At 64.3% G+C, this 15,924-nt stretch carries 15 protein-coding genes; 7 read left to right on the forward strand and 8 right to left on the reverse strand.

Translation table 11 applies throughout. The annotated features are described in order from the left end of the window. Positions 1–167: 167 nt before the first annotated feature. Genes CH281_RS17480 through CH281_RS17500 form a run of 5 tightly spaced genes read left to right on the forward strand, consistent with a single transcriptional unit; the run spans position 168 to position 5,611 of the window. On the forward strand, positions 168–1,886 hold the full coding sequence (locus tag CH281_RS17480) for a nitrite/sulfite reductase (RefSeq protein ID WP_094695349.1): 1,719 nt from the start codon (positions 168–170) through the stop codon (positions 1,884–1,886). Further along, a complete protein-coding gene (locus tag CH281_RS17485; RefSeq protein WP_032368442.1) occupies positions 1,883–2,593 on the forward strand; it encodes a phosphoadenylyl-sulfate reductase in 711 nt (236 codons plus the stop codon). Before CH281_RS17480 ends, CH281_RS17485 begins: the two co-directional genes overlap by 4 nt. Continuing rightward, positions 2,590–3,534, forward strand: coding sequence for a sulfate adenylyltransferase subunit CysD (cysD, locus tag CH281_RS17490; RefSeq protein ID WP_032390959.1), 945 nt, complete (start codon positions 2,590–2,592; stop codon positions 3,532–3,534). The genes CH281_RS17485 and cysD overlap by 4 nt, the downstream gene beginning before the upstream one ends. Continuing rightward, a complete protein-coding gene (locus CH281_RS17495; RefSeq protein ID WP_045841263.1) occupies positions 3,534–4,874 on the forward strand; it encodes a sulfate adenylyltransferase subunit 1 in 1,341 nt (446 codons plus the stop codon). The genes cysD and CH281_RS17495 overlap by 1 nt, the downstream gene beginning before the upstream one ends. Next, positions 4,871–5,611: a sirohydrochlorin chelatase gene (locus CH281_RS17500; protein ID WP_094694958.1), complete on the forward strand. Its 741-nt coding sequence runs from the start codon at positions 4,871–4,873 to the stop codon at positions 5,609–5,611. The genes CH281_RS17495 and CH281_RS17500 overlap by 4 nt, the downstream gene beginning before the upstream one ends. Before the next feature lie 23 nt (positions 5,612–5,634). On the opposite strand, the gene CH281_RS17505 is transcribed toward CH281_RS17500, so the two are convergent. From CH281_RS17505 to CH281_RS17525, 6 genes are all read right to left on the reverse strand, one after another. Beyond that, the gene (locus tag CH281_RS17505) at positions 5,635–6,672 is read right to left on the reverse strand and encodes a sulfate/molybdate ABC transporter ATP-binding protein (RefSeq protein WP_094694960.1); all 1,038 of its coding nucleotides are present in this window, start codon (positions 6,670–6,672) and stop codon (positions 5,635–5,637) included. Then, entirely contained in the window at positions 6,672–7,472 is an 801-nt protein-coding gene (gene cysW, locus CH281_RS17510) for a sulfate ABC transporter permease subunit CysW (RefSeq protein WP_027497511.1), read from the reverse strand. The genes CH281_RS17505 and cysW overlap by 1 nt, the downstream gene beginning before the upstream one ends. Then, on the reverse strand, positions 7,469–8,362 hold the full coding sequence (gene cysT, locus CH281_RS17515; RefSeq protein WP_027497512.1) for a sulfate ABC transporter permease subunit CysT: 894 nt from the start codon (positions 8,360–8,362) through the stop codon (positions 7,469–7,471). Before cysT ends, cysW begins: the two co-directional genes overlap by 4 nt. Then, positions 8,363–9,385, reverse strand: coding sequence for a sulfate ABC transporter substrate-binding protein (locus CH281_RS17520; protein ID WP_094694962.1), 1,023 nt, complete (start codon positions 9,383–9,385; stop codon positions 8,363–8,365). Between the two features lie 197 nt (positions 9,386–9,582). After that, positions 9,583–9,672 carry an Ms4533A family Cys-rich leader peptide gene (locus CH281_RS27545; RefSeq protein ID WP_310180897.1) on the reverse strand — a complete coding sequence of 30 codons (90 nt, stop codon included), beginning with the start codon at positions 9,670–9,672 and terminating at the stop codon, positions 9,583–9,585. A gap of 149 nt (positions 9,673–9,821) precedes the next feature. Next, positions 9,822–10,052 (reverse strand): hypothetical protein, encoded by a 231-nt coding sequence (locus tag CH281_RS17525; protein ID WP_027497514.1) that lies wholly within the window; start codon positions 10,050–10,052, stop codon positions 9,822–9,824. A gap of 94 nt (positions 10,053–10,146) precedes the next feature. On the opposite strand from CH281_RS17525, the gene CH281_RS17530 reads away from it, so the two are divergent. Next, a complete protein-coding gene (locus CH281_RS17530; RefSeq protein ID WP_032399934.1) occupies positions 10,147–12,192 on the forward strand; it encodes a glycoside hydrolase family 15 protein in 2,046 nt (681 codons plus the stop codon). Positions 12,193–12,202: 10 nt separating this feature from the next. On the opposite strand, the gene CH281_RS17535 is transcribed toward CH281_RS17530, so the two are convergent. Then, entirely contained in the window at positions 12,203–13,210 is a 1,008-nt protein-coding gene (locus tag CH281_RS17535) for a nitronate monooxygenase (RefSeq protein WP_094694964.1), read from the reverse strand. Positions 13,211–13,346: 136 nt separating this feature from the next. After that, positions 13,347–15,194, reverse strand: coding sequence for a translation elongation factor 4 (lepA, locus tag CH281_RS17540; RefSeq protein WP_045194648.1), 1,848 nt, complete (start codon positions 15,192–15,194; stop codon positions 13,347–13,349). Between the two features lie 148 nt (positions 15,195–15,342). Between lepA and CH281_RS17545 the strand changes: the two genes are divergently transcribed. Then, positions 15,343–15,912 carry a type II toxin-antitoxin system PemK/MazF family toxin gene (locus CH281_RS17545; RefSeq protein WP_027497518.1) on the forward strand — a complete coding sequence of 190 codons (570 nt, stop codon included), beginning with the start codon at positions 15,343–15,345 and terminating at the stop codon, positions 15,910–15,912. The last annotated feature ends 12 nt before the right edge of the window (positions 15,913–15,924 follow it).

Below are 15,924 nucleotides of genomic sequence, written 5' to 3' on the forward strand. Positions count from 1 at the left end.
TGTCGATCTCGGCCGCGTCTGCAGCGCGTCGTGTCGACACACGACCGGCTGCTGACCCAGCCCTCCTTGGAGCACGTCCATTCGATCCACCGGTTCCGCACCATTTCGTGAGCGCTCTTCTGCGCAACGATCGGAGCCGGCCCGCACCGAAGATGCAGGAGCATTGCATGTCGTCGACCAGCGACGCGACCACCGACGCTGCCTCCGCCACACCGCGAGAGCGAGCGCCGCGGCCGACCAAGCGTCGCGCCGAAGGCCAGTGGGCTCTGGGCTATCGAGAGCCGCTCAACGCCAACGAGCAGTCCAAGAAGGACGACAACCCGCTCAACGTGCGCGCCCGCATCGAGAACATCTACTCGAAACAGGGTTTCGACAGCATCGACAAGGGCGATCTGCGCGGCCGGTTCCGCTGGTGGGGTCTCTACACCCAGCGTGAACAGGGCTACGACGGCACCTTCACCGGTGACGACAACATCGACCTGCTCGAGGCGAAGTACTTCATGATGCGCATCCGGTGCGATGCCGGTGCATTGAATCTGGAGCAGCTGCGCACTCTGGCTCAGATCTCGAAGGAGTTCGGGCGCGACACCGCAGACCTCTCCGATCGCGAGAACGTCCAGTTCCACTGGATCGAGGTCGAGAACGTCCCCGAGATCTGGCGTCGAATCGAGGCAGTCGGCCTGAAGACGACCGAGGCGTGCGGAGACTGCCCCCGTGTCGTGCTCGGCTCCCCACTGGCAGGTGAAGCGGTCGACGAGATTCTCGACCCGACGCCGGCCATCGACGAGATCGTCGAGCGCTACATCGGCAAGCCCGAGTACTCGAACCTGCCACGCAAGTTCAAGACCGCGATCTCGGGTCTGCAGGACGTGGTGCACGAGATCAACGACGTCGCCTTCATCGGTGTGAACCACCCCGAGCACGGACCAGGACTCGACCTGTGGGTCGGCGGCGGCCTGTCCACCAACCCGATGCTCGCGCAGCGCGTCGGTGTCTGGGTTCCGCTCGCGGACGTTCCCGATGTGTGGGAAGGCGTCGTCTCGATCTTCCGTGACTACGGCTACCGCCGGCTTCGCACCAAGGCGCGCCTGAAGTTTCTCATCAAGGACTGGGGCATCGAGAAGTTCCGCCAGGTCCTCGAGGACGAGTACCTGCACCGCAAGCTCATCGACGGCCCGGCTCCCGAGAAGCCCGCTCGGCCCCGTGATCATGTCGGGATCCAGAAGCTCAAGAACGGGCTCAACGCCGTCGGTGTCGCGCCCATCGCGGGTCGCGTGTCCGGCACCATCCTCGCGGCCGTCGCCGACGCCGCCGAGAAGGCCGGGTCGGATCGCGTCCGATTCACGCCGTATCAGAAGCTGATCGTGCTGGATGTTCCGGACGAGACGCTCGAGCAGCTGATCTCGGACCTCGATGCGCTGGGCCTGCCTGCCCGCCCCTCGCATTGGCGCAAGAATCTGATGGCGTGCAGTGGCATCGAGTTCTGCAAGCTCTCGTTCGCCGAAACCCGCAAGCGCTCACAGGTTCTCGTCCCCGAGCTCGAAGAGCGCTTGTCCGACATCAACAGTCGACTCGACGTTCCGATCACGATCAACATCAACGGTTGCCCCAACTCGTGCGCGCGGTCGCAGATCGCCGACATCGGCTTCAAGGGTCAGTTGGTCGACGACGGGGACGGGAATCAGATCGAGGGTTTCCAGGTTCACCTCGGAGGCAGCCTCGGCCTGGACAGTGCGTTCGGCCGAAAGTTGCGTCAGCACAAGGTCAACAGCTCCGAGCTGGGAGATTACATCGACAGAGTGGTGCGCAATTTCGACAAGCACCGCGAAGACGGCGAACGGTTCGCTCAATGGGCCGTGCGAGCAGACGAGGCGGATTTGCGATGAGTACCAGACTGAATTTGACGGTCGACCAACTGAAGGACATCGCAGAGCGCGGTGCCCGCGAACTCGACGGCGCAAGCCCGCTCGAGTTGTTGCAATGGACCGAGGACACCTTCGGTAGCGACTTCATCGTCGCCTCCAACATGCAGGACGGGGTTCTCGTTCACCTCGCTGCACAGGTTCATCCCGGAGTGGACGTGTTGTTCCTCGACACCGGTTACCACTTTGCCGAGACCATCGGAACGCGCGATGCCGTCGAGGCCGTCTACGGCGTGCACGTCGTCAACGCCCGCGCCGAGAAGACTGTGGCAGAACAGGATGCGATCGACGGCAAGGACCTGTTCGCCCGCGAACCGAACCGCTGCTGCGCGATGCGCAAAGTGGCGCCGCTGAAGAAGGAACTGGCGAACTACAGCGCGTGGGTCACCGGCATCCGGCGAGTCGAGGCCCCGACGCGCGCCAACGCTCCGTTGATCTCGTTCGACGACGCCTTCGGCCTGGTGAAGATCAACCCGATCGCACCGTGGTCGGACGAGGAGATGCAGGCCTACATCGACGAACATTCGATCCTGGTCAACCCTCTCGTCGACGAGGGATATCCGTCCATCGGGTGCGCACCGTGCACCGTCAAACCTGCCCCCGGAGCCGACCCGCGCAGCGGTCGTTGGGCCGGCAAGGCCAAGACCGAATGTGGGTTGCACGCCTCATGACACTCGACCTCACGACGGCGACCGTCGGACGCACCCATCTCGATGCAGATCGGTTCGACACCCTCGACGCACTCGAATCCGAAGCCATCCACATCTTCCGAGAGGTGGCCGGCGAATTCGAGCGCCCCGTCATCCTGTTCTCGGGCGGCAAGGACTCCACCGTTCTGCTGCACCTGGCCATCAAGGCGTTCTGGCCCGCTCCCCTGCCGTTCGCGCTGCTGCACGTCGACACCGGGCACAACCTGCAGGAGGTGCTGGATTTCCGCGACCACGTGGTTGCGAAGTACAACCTGCGCCTGCACGTGGCCAGCGTCGAGGAGTACCTCGCCGACGGACGTCTCACCGAGCGCCCCGACGGCATCCGCAACCCTCTGCAGACCGTTCCTCTCCTCGACGCGATCTCCGAGAACCGGTTCGACGCCGTGTTCGGCGGTGCCCGACGCGACGAGGAACGCGCCCGCGCCAAGGAGCGAATCTTCTCGCTGCGCAATGCATTCGGGCAGTGGGAGCCCAAGAAGCAGCGCCCGGAACTGTGGAACCTGTACAACGGCAAGCACTCCCCCGGCGAGCAGGTGCGCGTGTTCCCGCTCAGCAATTTCACCGAACTCGACATCTGGCGCTACATCGCTCGCGACGACGTGGAGTTGGCCAGCATCTACTACGCCCACAAGCGCCCGGTGTATCAGCGCGACGGCATGTGGATGACGCCGGGCGTCTGGGGCGGACCGGCCGAAGGTGAAGAGTTGCAGACACTGTCGGTGCGCTACCGCACCGTCGGCGACGGATCCACCACCGGCGCCGTCCTGTCCGAGGCTGCCGACAATCAGGCAATCCTGGCCGAGGTCGCCGCGTCCAGGCTGACCGAACGCGGAGCCACTCGCGGCGACGACCGCGTGTCCGAGGCTGCCATGGAAGATCGCAAACGAGAAGGATACTTCTGATGAGCAGCACGGGCATATCCAATGGTCATTCCGCAGGCTCCACTCGCGGCACTCAGCTTCTTCGCCTCGCCACCGCGGGCAGCGTCGACGACGGCAAGTCCACTCTCGTCGGACGGCTGTTGTACGACACCAAATCCGTTCTGGCAGACCAGATCGACGCCGTCACTCGGGCCTCGGTGGACAAAGGATTGTCCACTCCCGATCTGTCGCTGCTCGTCGACGGTCTACGGGCCGAGCGTGAACAGGGCATCACGATCGACGTTGCCTACCGGTACTTCGCGACGCCCAATCGCTCCTTCGTTTTGGCCGACACCCCCGGCCACGTGCAGTACACCCGCAACACCGTCTCGGGCGCGTCGACGGCGCAGTTGGTCATCCTGCTCGTCGACGCCCGCAAAGGCGTGATCACTCAGACCCGAAGGCATGCAGCGGTCCTGGCCCTCCTCGGCGTTCCGCGTCTGGTGCTCGCCGTCAACAAGATCGATCTGGTCGAGGACCCTGCGACCGTCTTCGCCGAGATCTCGGCAGAGTTCAATTCGCTGACTTCCTCGCTCGGCTGGTCCACCGAGGACGTCATCGAAATTCCGGTGTCCGCGCTGCACGGCGACAACGTCGCGGTCAAGTCCGACAAGACCCCGTACTACGACGGGCCCACCCTCATCGAGCACCTCGAGTCGGTCCCGGTGGACGCCGAACCGCACCGGGTCGGTCTGCGCTTCCCCGTGCAGTACGTGATCCGGCCGCGCACAGCGGAATTCCCGGACTATCGCGGATATGCCGGCCAGGTCGCAGCAGGCTCCGTCGACGTCGGCGACGAGGTCGTCATCCTGCCGTCGGGCACCCGAACGACAGTCGAGCGCATCGACACCGCGGACGGCGAGCTGCGTACCGCGCATGCCGGCCGTAGCGTCACCCTCGTTCTGGCCGACGATGTCGACGTCTCGCGCGGCGACACCATCGCCTCCCCGCAGGACGCACCGGAACCGATCGGCGACTTCGAGGCCACGGTGTGCTGGCTCGCCGAGAAGCCGCTTCGCCCGGGCGCTCGTCTGCTACTCAAGCACGGCACTCGTACCACCCAGGCCATCGTCGGGGCTCTCGTCGAGCGTTTCGACGAACAGGACCTCACTGCACACGAGGGCCCGGAATCGTTGGAGCTCAACGAAATCGGACGCATTTCTGTTCGCGTTGCCGAGCCGATCGTGGCCGACGACTACGCCGTCAACAGGCACACCGGCAGCTTCTTGCTGATCGATCCGGCCGGTGGCAACACACTGGCAGCCGGCCTGGTGGGCAACGCACTGGCTGCCGTCGAGCTGGGGTCGGCAGTTCCGGCGTGACGGCTCTGCTCGCGGTAGCGCACGGCAGCCGCGATCCCCGCTCGAGCGAGACGATCCACCGCGCCGTCGACGTCCTGCGTCGACGGCGTCCGGATCTCGATGTGCGCGTCGCGTTTCTCGACCTGAGTGAGCCCAGCGTCGAGCAGGTACTCGACAACTTGGCCGATGCAGGACATGCCCGCATCGTCGCGGTTCCACTGTTGTTGGGCAAAGCTTTTCACGCGAAGGTGGACCTGCCCGCGCTGTTGGCTGCAGCACGGGTCCGGCATCCGCGCGTATCGATCGGTCAGTCCGAGGTGCTGGGCGACGACCCACTTCTCGTCGACGCCGTTCGCGATCGTGTTGTCGACGCCGGCGCGGTGCTCGGCGATTCGACGGTAGGAGTCGCCTTGGCTGCCGTCGGATCGAGCGACTCCTCGGCGAACGACCGTAGCCGTCGAGTTGCGAACGAAGTGGTGTCCGGCACCGGCTGGGCGGGAGTTGTCACCTGTTTCGCCACGTCCGTCGATCCGTCTCCACTGGACGCGGTCGCGCAGTTGCACGCGCTGGGAGCCACCCGGATCGTGGTGGCTCCCTGGTTCCTGGCACCCGGGAGGCTCACCGACCGCATCTCACAGGTGCTGGACGGCGTCCCGAACGTGACGTACGCCGATGTTCTGGGCCCTCATCCGGCAGTCGCCGAGCTCGCCTCCAGGCGGTACGACGCAGCTCTCGCGCACGATCGCTCGATCGCATAGCACGAAAGGTACTGCTCGTCCGATCAGTGCACCGGAGCCGATTCGGTATCCGTGATCGTCGGAACCCGAGTCGCGCGGACGTAGACGGTTTCGCCCTCGTGCAGCCCCAGCGCCTCGCTGTCGCCGCGCGTGATCTGCGCCGCGAACAACTCGCCGGTGGCCGCGTTCTTGAGCTCGACCTTCACCTCGAAGCCGAGGCGTACGACCCGTTCGACGACGGCCCGCGTCACCCCGGCGGATTCTGCCGTGCCGCTTGCCTGCGCCTGCGCCAACGACGGGTCCCGTCCGACACGAATGTCGTGCGGGCGCACCAGAAGTCCGTTCAGCCTGGCCACCTGACCGAGGAACGACATCACGAAGTTGTTGGCAGGGCGATCGTAAAGATCCTCCGGGGTGCCGACCTGTTCGATTCTGCCCTTGTTCAGCACCGCGATTCGATCGGCGACGTCGAGCGCTTCTTCTTGGTCATGGGTCACCAACACGGTGGTGACGTGCACCTCGTCGTGCAATCGGCGCAGCCACGTCCGTAGATCTGCGCGCACCTTGGCATCGAGGGCCCCGAAGGGCTCGTCGAGGAGGAGAACCTGCGGGTCGACCGCGAGTGCACGTGCCAGCGCCATGCGTTGACGCTGTCCTCCGGAGAGCTGCGCCGGGTAGCGGCCTTGGAAACCGGCCAGACCGACGATCTCGAGCAGTTCGTCGACCTTCTTGGCAATTTCGGCCTTGGGACGTTTGCGGATCTGCAAGCCGAACGCCACGTTGTCGCGCACCGTCAGGTGTTTGAACGCGGCGTAGTGCTGAAACACGAACCCGATCTCGCGACGCTGCGGGCTCACCCAGGTGACATCCTGGCCGGCCAGCACCACTCGGCCCGTATCGAGCTGCTCGAGGCCTGCGATGGATCGAAGCAGCGTGGACTTGCCCGAGCCACTGGGTCCGAGCAGCGCCGTCAACGAGCCCTTCGGGATGTCGATGCTGACGTCGTCGAGGGCGGCGAAATCGCCGTAGCGCTTGTTCGCGCCGACCACGGAGATCTCGATCTCGGAAGATGTCTCGGTCATTACTTCGTCCTCTTCTTGTCGAGAACCGTCATCAGCAGCAGCACGATGACGGCGATCGCCATGAGCAACGTGGACGCCGCATATGCGCCCTGCTGATTGAAGTCCTCGTACCGTGAATTGACCAGCAGTGTGAGCGTCTGGGATATGCCGGGCAGGTTGGTGGAGACCATGATGACCGCGCCGAATTCTCCGAGCGAACGTGCGACAGTGAGCACCACGCCGTACGTCAGTCCCCATCGGATGGCAGGCAACGTGATTCGCCAGAACGTCTGCCAGGTACTCGCACCCAGAGTCGAGGCAGCCTCTTCCTGCTCTTCACCGATCTCGTACAGGACCGGTTCCACTTCGCGAACGACGAACGGCAAAGTGACGAATATCGTCGCGATGACCATGCCGGGTAGCGCGAAGATGACCTTGAAACCGAGGCTTTCGATGCCACCGAACCATCCGTTGGCACCCCACAGCAGGATGAGCGCGACGCCGGTGATGATCGGCGACACTGCGAACGGCAGGTCCACGATCGCTTCTAGTATCCCCTTGCCGCGGAACCGTCCGCGTACCAATGCCAACGCTGTGACGATTCCGAACACGACGTTGATGGGAACGACGATCGCCACGATCAACAGGGAGAGTTGGAGAGCGGATTGCGCGGCGGGAGTGGTGATCTGCTCCCAGAACGCCACCACCCCGTCCTCGAACGTGCGAAACAGGATGGCACCGAGGGGGAACAGCACGAGCACAGCGAGATAGATCAGTGCGACGGCACGCAGGGACAGTTTGATCGGGAGACCGATTTTCACGAGATCTGCTCTTCCCGTCTGGCCAACCTGTTGCCGATGATGCGGAGCACGAACAGCACAGCGAAGGCGATTGCCAACAGCACCACGGAGATTGCGGCTGCGTCGATCGGCCGGTCGTACTCGATGAGTTCACGGATGTACTGCGAAGCAACCTGCGTGTCGTTGGGGATGTTGCCGCCGATCAACACCACCGACCCGAATTCGCCGATGGCACGGGCGAACGCGAGCCCACCGCCCGAGAGCACAGCCGGAAGCAGTACCGGCAACACGATGCGCCGAAAGATGGTCCAGTTGTTCGCACCCAGCGATGCGGCCGCCTCTTCGACGTCCTTGTCGAGTTCTATCAGCACCGGCTGCACCGCACGCACCACGAACGGGAGCGTGACGAACAGCAGCGCCACGATGACCGCAGGCTTGGTGGCGTTGAAGACTATGCCGATCGGACTCGACGGTCCGTACAGCGACAGCAACACCAAGCTCGCCACGATGGTCGGTAGTGCGAACGGCAGGTCGATCAGGGCATTGACGAAACGCTTGCCGGGAAACTCGTCGCGTACCAGAACCCACGCGATCAGAGTGCCGAGAAAGAGGTTGATCACGGCGGCGGCCACCGACACCAGCAGAGTCACCTTGAACGTGGCGATGGCACGTGTCTCGGTGACCGCATCCCAGAAACCACCGAGGCCGCCGTCGAACGACTGAACCGTCAACGCCGCCAACGGCAGCAGCACGATGACACTGAGCCACAGAACGGCGACACCGAGGCCCAGCGGACCCACCGAACCGGGGCCCCGGAACTTGCGACCTTCCCGCCCAGCACGAAACCGAGGTGTCGCACTGGGCGGGACGATCGAACCAGGGGCGGCGGGTTCACCGGTCGACGACGACATCTACCGAGTACTTTCCTGGTAGATCGTCGCAATTGCGCCGCTGTCTCCGAACAGGTCGGCGTCGACCTGAGTCCAGCCGCCGAGATCATCGATGGTGTACAGCTTTTCGGGCGTGAAGAACTTGTCCGAGTATTCGGAGGCGATCTCCGGGTTGGTCGGCCGGAAACCCGCCTCGGCCCAGATCTTCTGGCCTTCGTCGGAGTAGACGAAATCGTTCAGAGCATTCGCACGCTCGAGGTTCGCACTGCTGTTGATCACTGCCACCGGGTTGTCGATGCGGAAGGTGACGGGAACGTCCACGTGCTCCACCTTCTGTCCCTGCTCTTCGATGAGCAGTGCCTCGTTCTCGTAGCTCAGTAGCGCGTCGCCCTGTCCCTGCAGGAACGCTTCGGTTGCGGCGCGACCGGATTCGGGCTGCACAGGGAAGTGATCGGCGACGAGCGTACGAACGAAGTCGAGACCGGCCTGCTTGTCCTGGCCACCGTTGCTCTTGGCGGCGTACGGCGCGAGCAGGTTCCACTTCGCCGATCCGGAGCTGAGGGGGCTCGGGCTGATGACCTGAACGTCGGGCTTGATCAGGTCGTCCCACGTCTGGATGTTCTTCGGATTGCCCTCGCGGACGACGATGGTCACCACCGAGCCGAACGGCACCCCGCCGTACGCGTTCTGGTTCCAGTCCTCGTCGACCTTGCCCGCCTTGACAAGTCGAGTGACATCCGGCTCGACGGAGAAGTTGACGATGTCCGCAGGCGCGCCGTCGGCGACCTTGCGCGACTGGTTTCCCGATGCGCCGTAATCGGCGTTGATCGCCGTACCCTCTCCATCCTCGGTGGCTGCGAACGCCGGACCGATTGCGTCCCAGCCGTTCTTCGGCACTGCGTAGCCGACGAGTGTCAGAGCCGGGCCACTGGCAGTGTCCGACCCGCCCCCGACGACATCGCTGGAACCGCCGCCGCAGGCGGTGACCAGAAGAGTTCCCACAGCTGCGAACGTGGTGAGCAGATAACGAGAACGATGCCTCATTGCGAAAGGCCTTTCATGGTGGTGTGACGATGAGGAAAGAACACAAGACACGCAAGGAGATTCGCGCTGAGCGCCGTAGCAGTCAGGACCCGGCCGGCGAAGCAGCGAACTGGCGACACGGACTCCGGTCCGTCGTGCGGACACACTGCGCTACGCGGCAACAGTGGATCGACGAAACCGATTCGCGAAGGAAAGAATCAACAACAGTCGATATCGGCGACTGCCAGCATGCCGACAGCAATCAACGCCAACTGGTGGCGGACGCGGTACTCGGCGGCAGAAGACACGGTCAGGAATCTAGCAGAGGTTCCGGACCGACTCTAATCAGAGGAGTCGTGCACGTGCACGACGGGCGCGTGTCAGCGAGTGATCAACCACGCGATGACGACCAACGCCAGCAGCGCGATCAGAGCCCATGTCACCCGAGACCGCGGCATTACAGTCCATCCTTCGTCGTAGACGTCGAGGCCGAGAGCTCGGCCTCGCGTGCTGCGCTGGCGTCACGGCCCAACACGCGCAGGATCACTGCCAGCACGCGATCGAACACCCGAGCCGAGACGAACGCAACCGGAACGAGCACTGCGAGGACGACCACCGACTGCGGAACGAACGGAAGGCCCGTCACCCACAGCTCGACGCCGTCCCACCACCGCGCGAACGATTCCATCCTCGCAGCTTAAACCAGGGCTCCACCTGAGCCGCGCCACGCCGAGTACGGCCTCTCAGTGGACGGCTGCCACGGATCGGTCGATGATTACGCCATGACGGCATTCGATGAGGTTTCGCCCGTGCCCCCGGTCGCCGAGGAGCCGGCCATGGGCTCAGGACATCCAGGCCTGGGCGGAACGGAAGTCCAAGGTGCGTTGGGCAGCACCGATGCGCCGGTGTCCACGTTGGTCTCCTACCGCAGCGCGTTTCCGCCCATCGACGACTACGCATTTCTCTCGGACTGCGAGACGACGTGCCTCATCGCCCGAAACGGCTCCGTCGAATGGATGTGTGTACCGCGGCCGGACTCCCCCAGCATCTTCGGAGCGATTCTCGATCGAAGTGCCGGCCACTTTCGAGTCGGCCCCTACGGTCAGTCGGTCCCTGCGGCGCGGCGCTATTTGCCCGGCGGCCTCATCGTGGAGACGACCTGGCAGACCGAGACCGGGTGGCTCATCGTGCGTGACGCGTTGGTGATGGGCCCCTGGCACAACACCGATCAGCGTTCTCGAACTCACAAGCGCGCACCGAGCGACTGGGATGCCGAGCACATCTTGCTTCGAACCATCAAATGTGTCAGCGGCACAGTCGAATTGGAGATGAGCTGCGAGCCCGCCTTCGACTACCATCGGGCACCCGCGACATGGGAGTACACCGGCAAGGTGTACGAGGAGACCACCGCGACCTGCGAGGCGAGCGCCGACGGCGACCAGCCCACCCTCAAATTGACCACCAATCTTCGGATCGGCATCGAGGGCCGCGAAGCACGCGCGCGAACCCGAATGACGGAAGGCGACAACATCTTCGTCGCGCTGTCGTGGTCCGATCTTCCCGCACCGCAAACGTTCGAGGAAGCGGCCAGTAAGATGTGGCAGACCTCCGAATGCTGGCGGCAGTGGATCACGATCGGCCGATTCCCCGATCATCCGTGGCGCGGCTACCTCCAGCGCAGCGCTCTGACCCTCAAAGGACTGACCTACGCACCCACGGGAGCACTGCTCGCCGCGTCGACCACGTCGCTACCCGAAACACCTGGTGGGGAACGCAATTGGGACTATCGCTACACCTGGGTCCGCGACTCCACATTCGCTCTGTGGGGTCTGTACACGCTCGGGCTCGACCGTGAGGCCAACGACTTCTTCGCCTTCATGTCCGATGTAGCCACCAGTGCAGACGGGGAGGTCAACCCGCTTCAGGTGATGTACGGCATCGGCGGTGAGAAGACCCTCGACGAGGCCGAGCTGCCGCACTTGTCCGGGTACGACGGTGCCCGACCGGTACGTATCGGCAACGGCGCCTACGACCAAGAGCAGCACGACATCTGGGGCACCATGCTCGACTCGGTGTACCTGCACGTCAAGTCGCGTGAACACGTCCCGGAGTTCCTGTGGCCTCTGCTCAAGCGGCAGGTCGAGGAAGCGATCGCGAACTGGCGCAAACCCGACCGTGGCATCTGGGAGGTACGCGGTGAGCCCCAGCACTTCACGTCCTCGAAGCTGATGTGTTGGGTTGCGCTCGATCGCGGTGCGAAGCTCGCCGATATCCACGGCGAGAAGGACTACTCGACCAAGTGGAACGAAATCGCCGACGAGATCAAGGCCGACATCCTCGACAACGGCGTGGACTCGCGCGGCGTGCTGACGCAGCGGTACGGAGATCCCTCTCTGGACGCGTCGTTGCTACTCGCACCGCTCCTGCGATTTCTGCCGGCCGACGACGAGCGCATTCGTGCAACGGTGCTCGCCATCGCCGACGAGTTGACCGAGGACGGCTTGGTTCTGCGCTATCGAACCGACACCACCGACGACGGTTTGTCCGGCGAGGAAGGCACGTTCACGATCTGCTCGTTCTGGCTCGTGTCCGCTCTGGTGGAGATCGACGAACTCCCGCGCGCCAAGCACCTGTGCGAACGACTGCTTGCCTACGCGAGCCCGCTCAAGCTCTACGCCGAAGAGATCGACCATCGCACCGGCCGTCACCTCGGCAACTTTCCGCAAGCATTCACGCACTTGGCGTTGATCAACGCCGTGGTGCACGTCATCCGAGCAGAGGAAGCGCAGGCATCGGGACACTTCCAGCCCGCCCACGCCAACCCCTGAGCTGTCTGGTTCAGCGGCCGAGTTGTCCCGCCCATTCGGCGACCAGCTCGGCCGCCGGTTTCGCCTGAGTGCGGCGATAGCCGGTCCCGGCCCACATCGACAGTCCCGACGGGTCACCCGCAGCTGCGGCCTTCGCGCGCATCGGCGCGGTCAGATAGTGCAGGTCGGGATACGCCAGCGGGGCGGCGTCGGAGTTCTCGCGCATGAACTCGTTCACCAAGCCCCGCGCAGGACGGCCCGAAAACGCCTTCGTCACGGCGGTACCCGACGCACTGGCCAGCTGCTCGCGGTGCACGGGCTTCGTTCCTGCCTCGGGAGTGTTCAGAAACGCGGTACCCAGCTGGGCTGCATGCGCAGCACCCGAATCCAGCAGCGGCGCAATGTCGTTGCCGTCCATGAGCCCGCCGGCCGCGATTCGGGGCAGATCCGATATCTCGCGCACTGCGACCAGCAACTCCGTCAACGGCCCTTCCGGAGCCGACCCGTCGAACGTGCCTCGGTGTCCGCCCGCCTCGGGACCCTGCACCACCAGCGCGTCCACACCGTTCGCGGTGGCGATGGACGCGTCGGAGGCGGTTGCCACCGTTGCCCACACTTCGGTTCCCACCGAATGCAGCTGGGCAACCTCGTCGGCATCGAAGGTGGCGAAAGTACTCGACACCACCGGCACCGGATGGGCAAGCAGCCAGGCGAATTTCTCCGGGTAGTAATCATCGCGGCGTTTGAGCACGCCGGGTTCGGCGTCGAATCGCTCGAACCACGATGCCAGATGCTGGGCGTAGGAGTCGACATCCGCGCCCGACGGCTCCTCGGGTAGGAAAAGATTGACCCCGAACACCAGACCCCGCATCGAATCCACCTGCGCGGCAAAGGCATCCGGCGTCAACAACGCGCCGGCGATCATTCCGAGTCCGCCGGCCTCGGACACAGCCCGGGCGAGCTCGGGAGTACTCGGACCGCCCGCCATGGGCGCACCGACAACGGGAACACGCAATTTCTTCAAGATCGGCGTCGTCACAGATTCGAAATGTACTCGCCCGACATTCGCGAGAGGGTTGGGCGGGGGCCGCGCGCCCCTGTTGCCGACTGCGCGCCCCTGTTCTGAAGCGAGCGGGGGCGCGCAGTCGGCAAAAAGGGTGTGAGGTTACGTCCGGCTACTTCTTCGGCTTGTCCGACGAGGACTCCGAGGACAGTGCCGCCACGAAGGCTTCCTGCGGAACTTCGACCCGTCCGATGGTCTTCATTCGCTTCTTGCCTTCCTTCTGCTTCTCGAGCAGCTTGCGCTTACGGCTGATGTCGCCGCCGTAGCACTTGGCAAGCACGTCCTTACGGATGGCGCGGATGTTCTCGCGGGCGATGATGCGAGATCCGATAGCAGCCTGAATCGGCACCTCGAACTGCTGCCGCGGAATCAGTTCCTTCAGCTTGGTCGTCATCTTGTTGCCGTAGGCCGCAGCGGCGTCCTTGTGGACGATCGCGCTGAAGGCGTCGACGGCCTCGCCCTGCAGCAGGATGTCGACCTTCACCAGCGCTCCGCTCTGCTCGCCGATCTCCTCGTAGTCGAGGCTGGCGTATCCACGAGTACGTGACTTCAGGATGTCGAAGAAGTCGAAGATGATCTCGGCCATCGGAATCGTGTAGCGCAGTTCGACACGAGTCTCCGACAGGTAGTCCATACCGCCGAGCTCGCCTCGTCGCCCCTGACACAGCTCCATGATCGAGCCGATGAACTCGCTCGGCGAAATGATGGTGCACTTGACCATGGGCTCGAACACTTCCCGCGCCTTGCCCTCGGGCCAGTACGACGGGTTGGTGACGATGTGCTCGGCACCGTCTTCCATCTCGACGCGGTAAACGACGTTCGGCGAGGTCGAGATCAAGTCGAGGTTGAATTCACGCTCGAGCCGCTCGCGGGTGATCTCCATGTGCAGCAACCCCAGGAAGCCGCAGCGGAAGCCGAATCCGAGAGCCACGGAGGTCTCCGGCTCGTAGGTCAGGGCCGCGTCGTTGAGCTGAAGCTTTTCGAGGGCGTCGCGCAGATCCGGGTAGTCGGAGCCGTCGAGTGGGTAAAGGCCCGAGTAGACCATCGGCCGTGGCTCGCGGTAACCGGTCAGCGGCTCGGTAGCACCCTTGCGGAACGTGGTGACGGTATCGCCGACCTTGGACTGACGGACGTCCTTGACGCCGGTGATCAGGTACCCCACCTCGCCGACGCCCAGGCCCTTCGTGGCCTTCGGATCCGGCGACACGATGCCGACTTCGAGCAACTCGTGCGTCGAGCCGGTCGACATCATCGTGACCTTCTCACGAGGGTTGAGTGCGCCGTCGACCACTCGGACGTAGGTGACGACACCTCGGTAGGTGTCGTAGACCGAGTCGAAGATCATCGCGCGGGCAGGCCCGTCCGGGTTGCCGACCGGAGCCGGCACCAGCTTGACGACCTCGTTGAGCAGTTCTTCGACGCCTACTCCGGTCTTGCCGGACACCCGCAGCACGTCGTCGGCCTCGCATCCGATGATGTGCGCGATCTCGGCGGCGTAGCGATCCGGGTCGGCAGCAGGCAGGTCGATCTTGTTGAGCACAGGGATGATGGTGAGCTCTTTGTCGAGAGCTAGGTAGAGGTTCGCCAGTGTCTGCGCCTCGATGCCCTGAGCAGCGTCGACGAGCAAGACAGCACCTTCGCACGCTTCGAGCGCGCGGGACACCTCGTACGTGAAGTCGACGTGGCCGGGGGTGTCGATGAGGTGCAGAACGAATTCTTCGCCGTCGACGACCCAGGGCAGACGCACGTTCTGCGCCTTGATGGTGATGCCGCGTTCGCGCTCGATGTCCATCCGGTCCAGATACTGCGCACGCATCGACCGGTCGTCGACGACGCCGGTGAGCTGCAACATCCGGTCTGCCAGCGTCGACTTTCCGTGGTCGATGTGGGCGATGATGCAGAAGTTCCTGATCCTGGACGGATCGGTGAACGTCGTGTCGGCGAAGCTGGGCACTCGTATCCTTCGGCTGGCGTGTTCGAAATGAGCGAACGGGTTTCCCTATCGTCCCACGAGCGGAACGGTGCGCCGTCCCCGGCTGTCCGTCGTGGCTGGTCGCCCGGTGAGTCAGGGCGGTTTGTAGCGCTGCCGCCGTGGCTACACTCGCCGCATGGCTGGCAACTGGAGCAGATTCGGCAAGGAACTGGGCAAGATCGCACTGCGCGAGGGCCCGAGGCTACTGCGTCAACTACAGAACTCCGGTGCGCTGCAGAAAGGCAAGGACGCGATCTCCGGAAGCGCGTCGCGCACACCGGCTCCGGCACCTCGCCCCGGCCGTCCGGTGGCATCGCAGACCAGGCCGACCGCCCAACGGGCGCGGACCATCGAGTACTCCCCCGATCTGGACGGCAAGGCCGATCCGGGTGAGATCGTCTGGACCTGGGTTACCTACGAGGAAGACGCCACTCAGGGCAAGGACCGCCCGGTGCTGGTCATCGGGCGTGAGGGCAACGATCTGCTCGGCCTGATGCTGTCGAGCCAGAGCAGCCGCGACGGCGACCGCGACTGGCAGTCGATCGGATCCGGTGCGTGGGACGCCGAGGGGCGACCGAGCTGGATTCGTCTGGACCGAGTTCTCGACGTGCCCGAGGACGGTATTCGTCGCGAAGGCGCAATCCTCGGTAGAGCTCAGTTCGAGTCCGTGGCAGATCGGTTGCGTCGGGACTACGGCTGGAACTGACCTCGTGCGCGT

This window comes from Rhodococcus sp. 06-221-2 (genome assembly GCF_002258365.1).
GTDB lineage: Bacteria > Actinomycetota > Actinomycetes > Mycobacteriales > Mycobacteriaceae > Rhodococcoides > Rhodococcoides fascians.

Bases quoted from the DNA above. Each gene is read 5' to 3' on its own strand.
- CH281_RS17480 (WP_094695349.1), top strand. From the start codon at position 168: ATGTCGTCGACCAGCGACGCGACCACCGACGCTGCCTCCGCCACACCG.
- CH281_RS17485 (WP_032368442.1), top strand. From the start codon at position 1,883: ATGAGTACCAGACTGAATTTGACGGTCGACCAACTGAAGGACATCGCA.
- cysD (WP_032390959.1), top strand. From the start codon at position 2,590: ATGACACTCGACCTCACGACGGCGACCGTCGGACGCACCCATCTCGAT.
- CH281_RS17495 (WP_045841263.1), top strand. From the start codon at position 3,534: ATGAGCAGCACGGGCATATCCAATGGTCATTCCGCAGGCTCCACTCGC.
- CH281_RS17505 (WP_094694960.1), bottom strand. From the start codon at position 6,672: ATGACCGAGACATCTTCCGAGATCGAGATCTCCGTGGTCGGCGCGAAC.
- cysT (WP_027497512.1), bottom strand. From the start codon at position 8,362: ATGTCGTCGTCGACCGGTGAACCCGCCGCCCCTGGTTCGATCGTCCCG.
- CH281_RS17520 (WP_094694962.1), bottom strand. From the start codon at position 9,385: ATGAGGCATCGTTCTCGTTATCTGCTCACCACGTTCGCAGCTGTGGGA.
- CH281_RS17525 (WP_027497514.1), bottom strand. From the start codon at position 10,052: ATGGAATCGTTCGCGCGGTGGTGGGACGGCGTCGAGCTGTGGGTGACG.
- CH281_RS17530 (WP_032399934.1), top strand. From the start codon at position 10,147: ATGACGGCATTCGATGAGGTTTCGCCCGTGCCCCCGGTCGCCGAGGAG.
- CH281_RS17545 (WP_027497518.1), top strand. From the start codon at position 15,343: ATGGCTGGCAACTGGAGCAGATTCGGCAAGGAACTGGGCAAGATCGCA.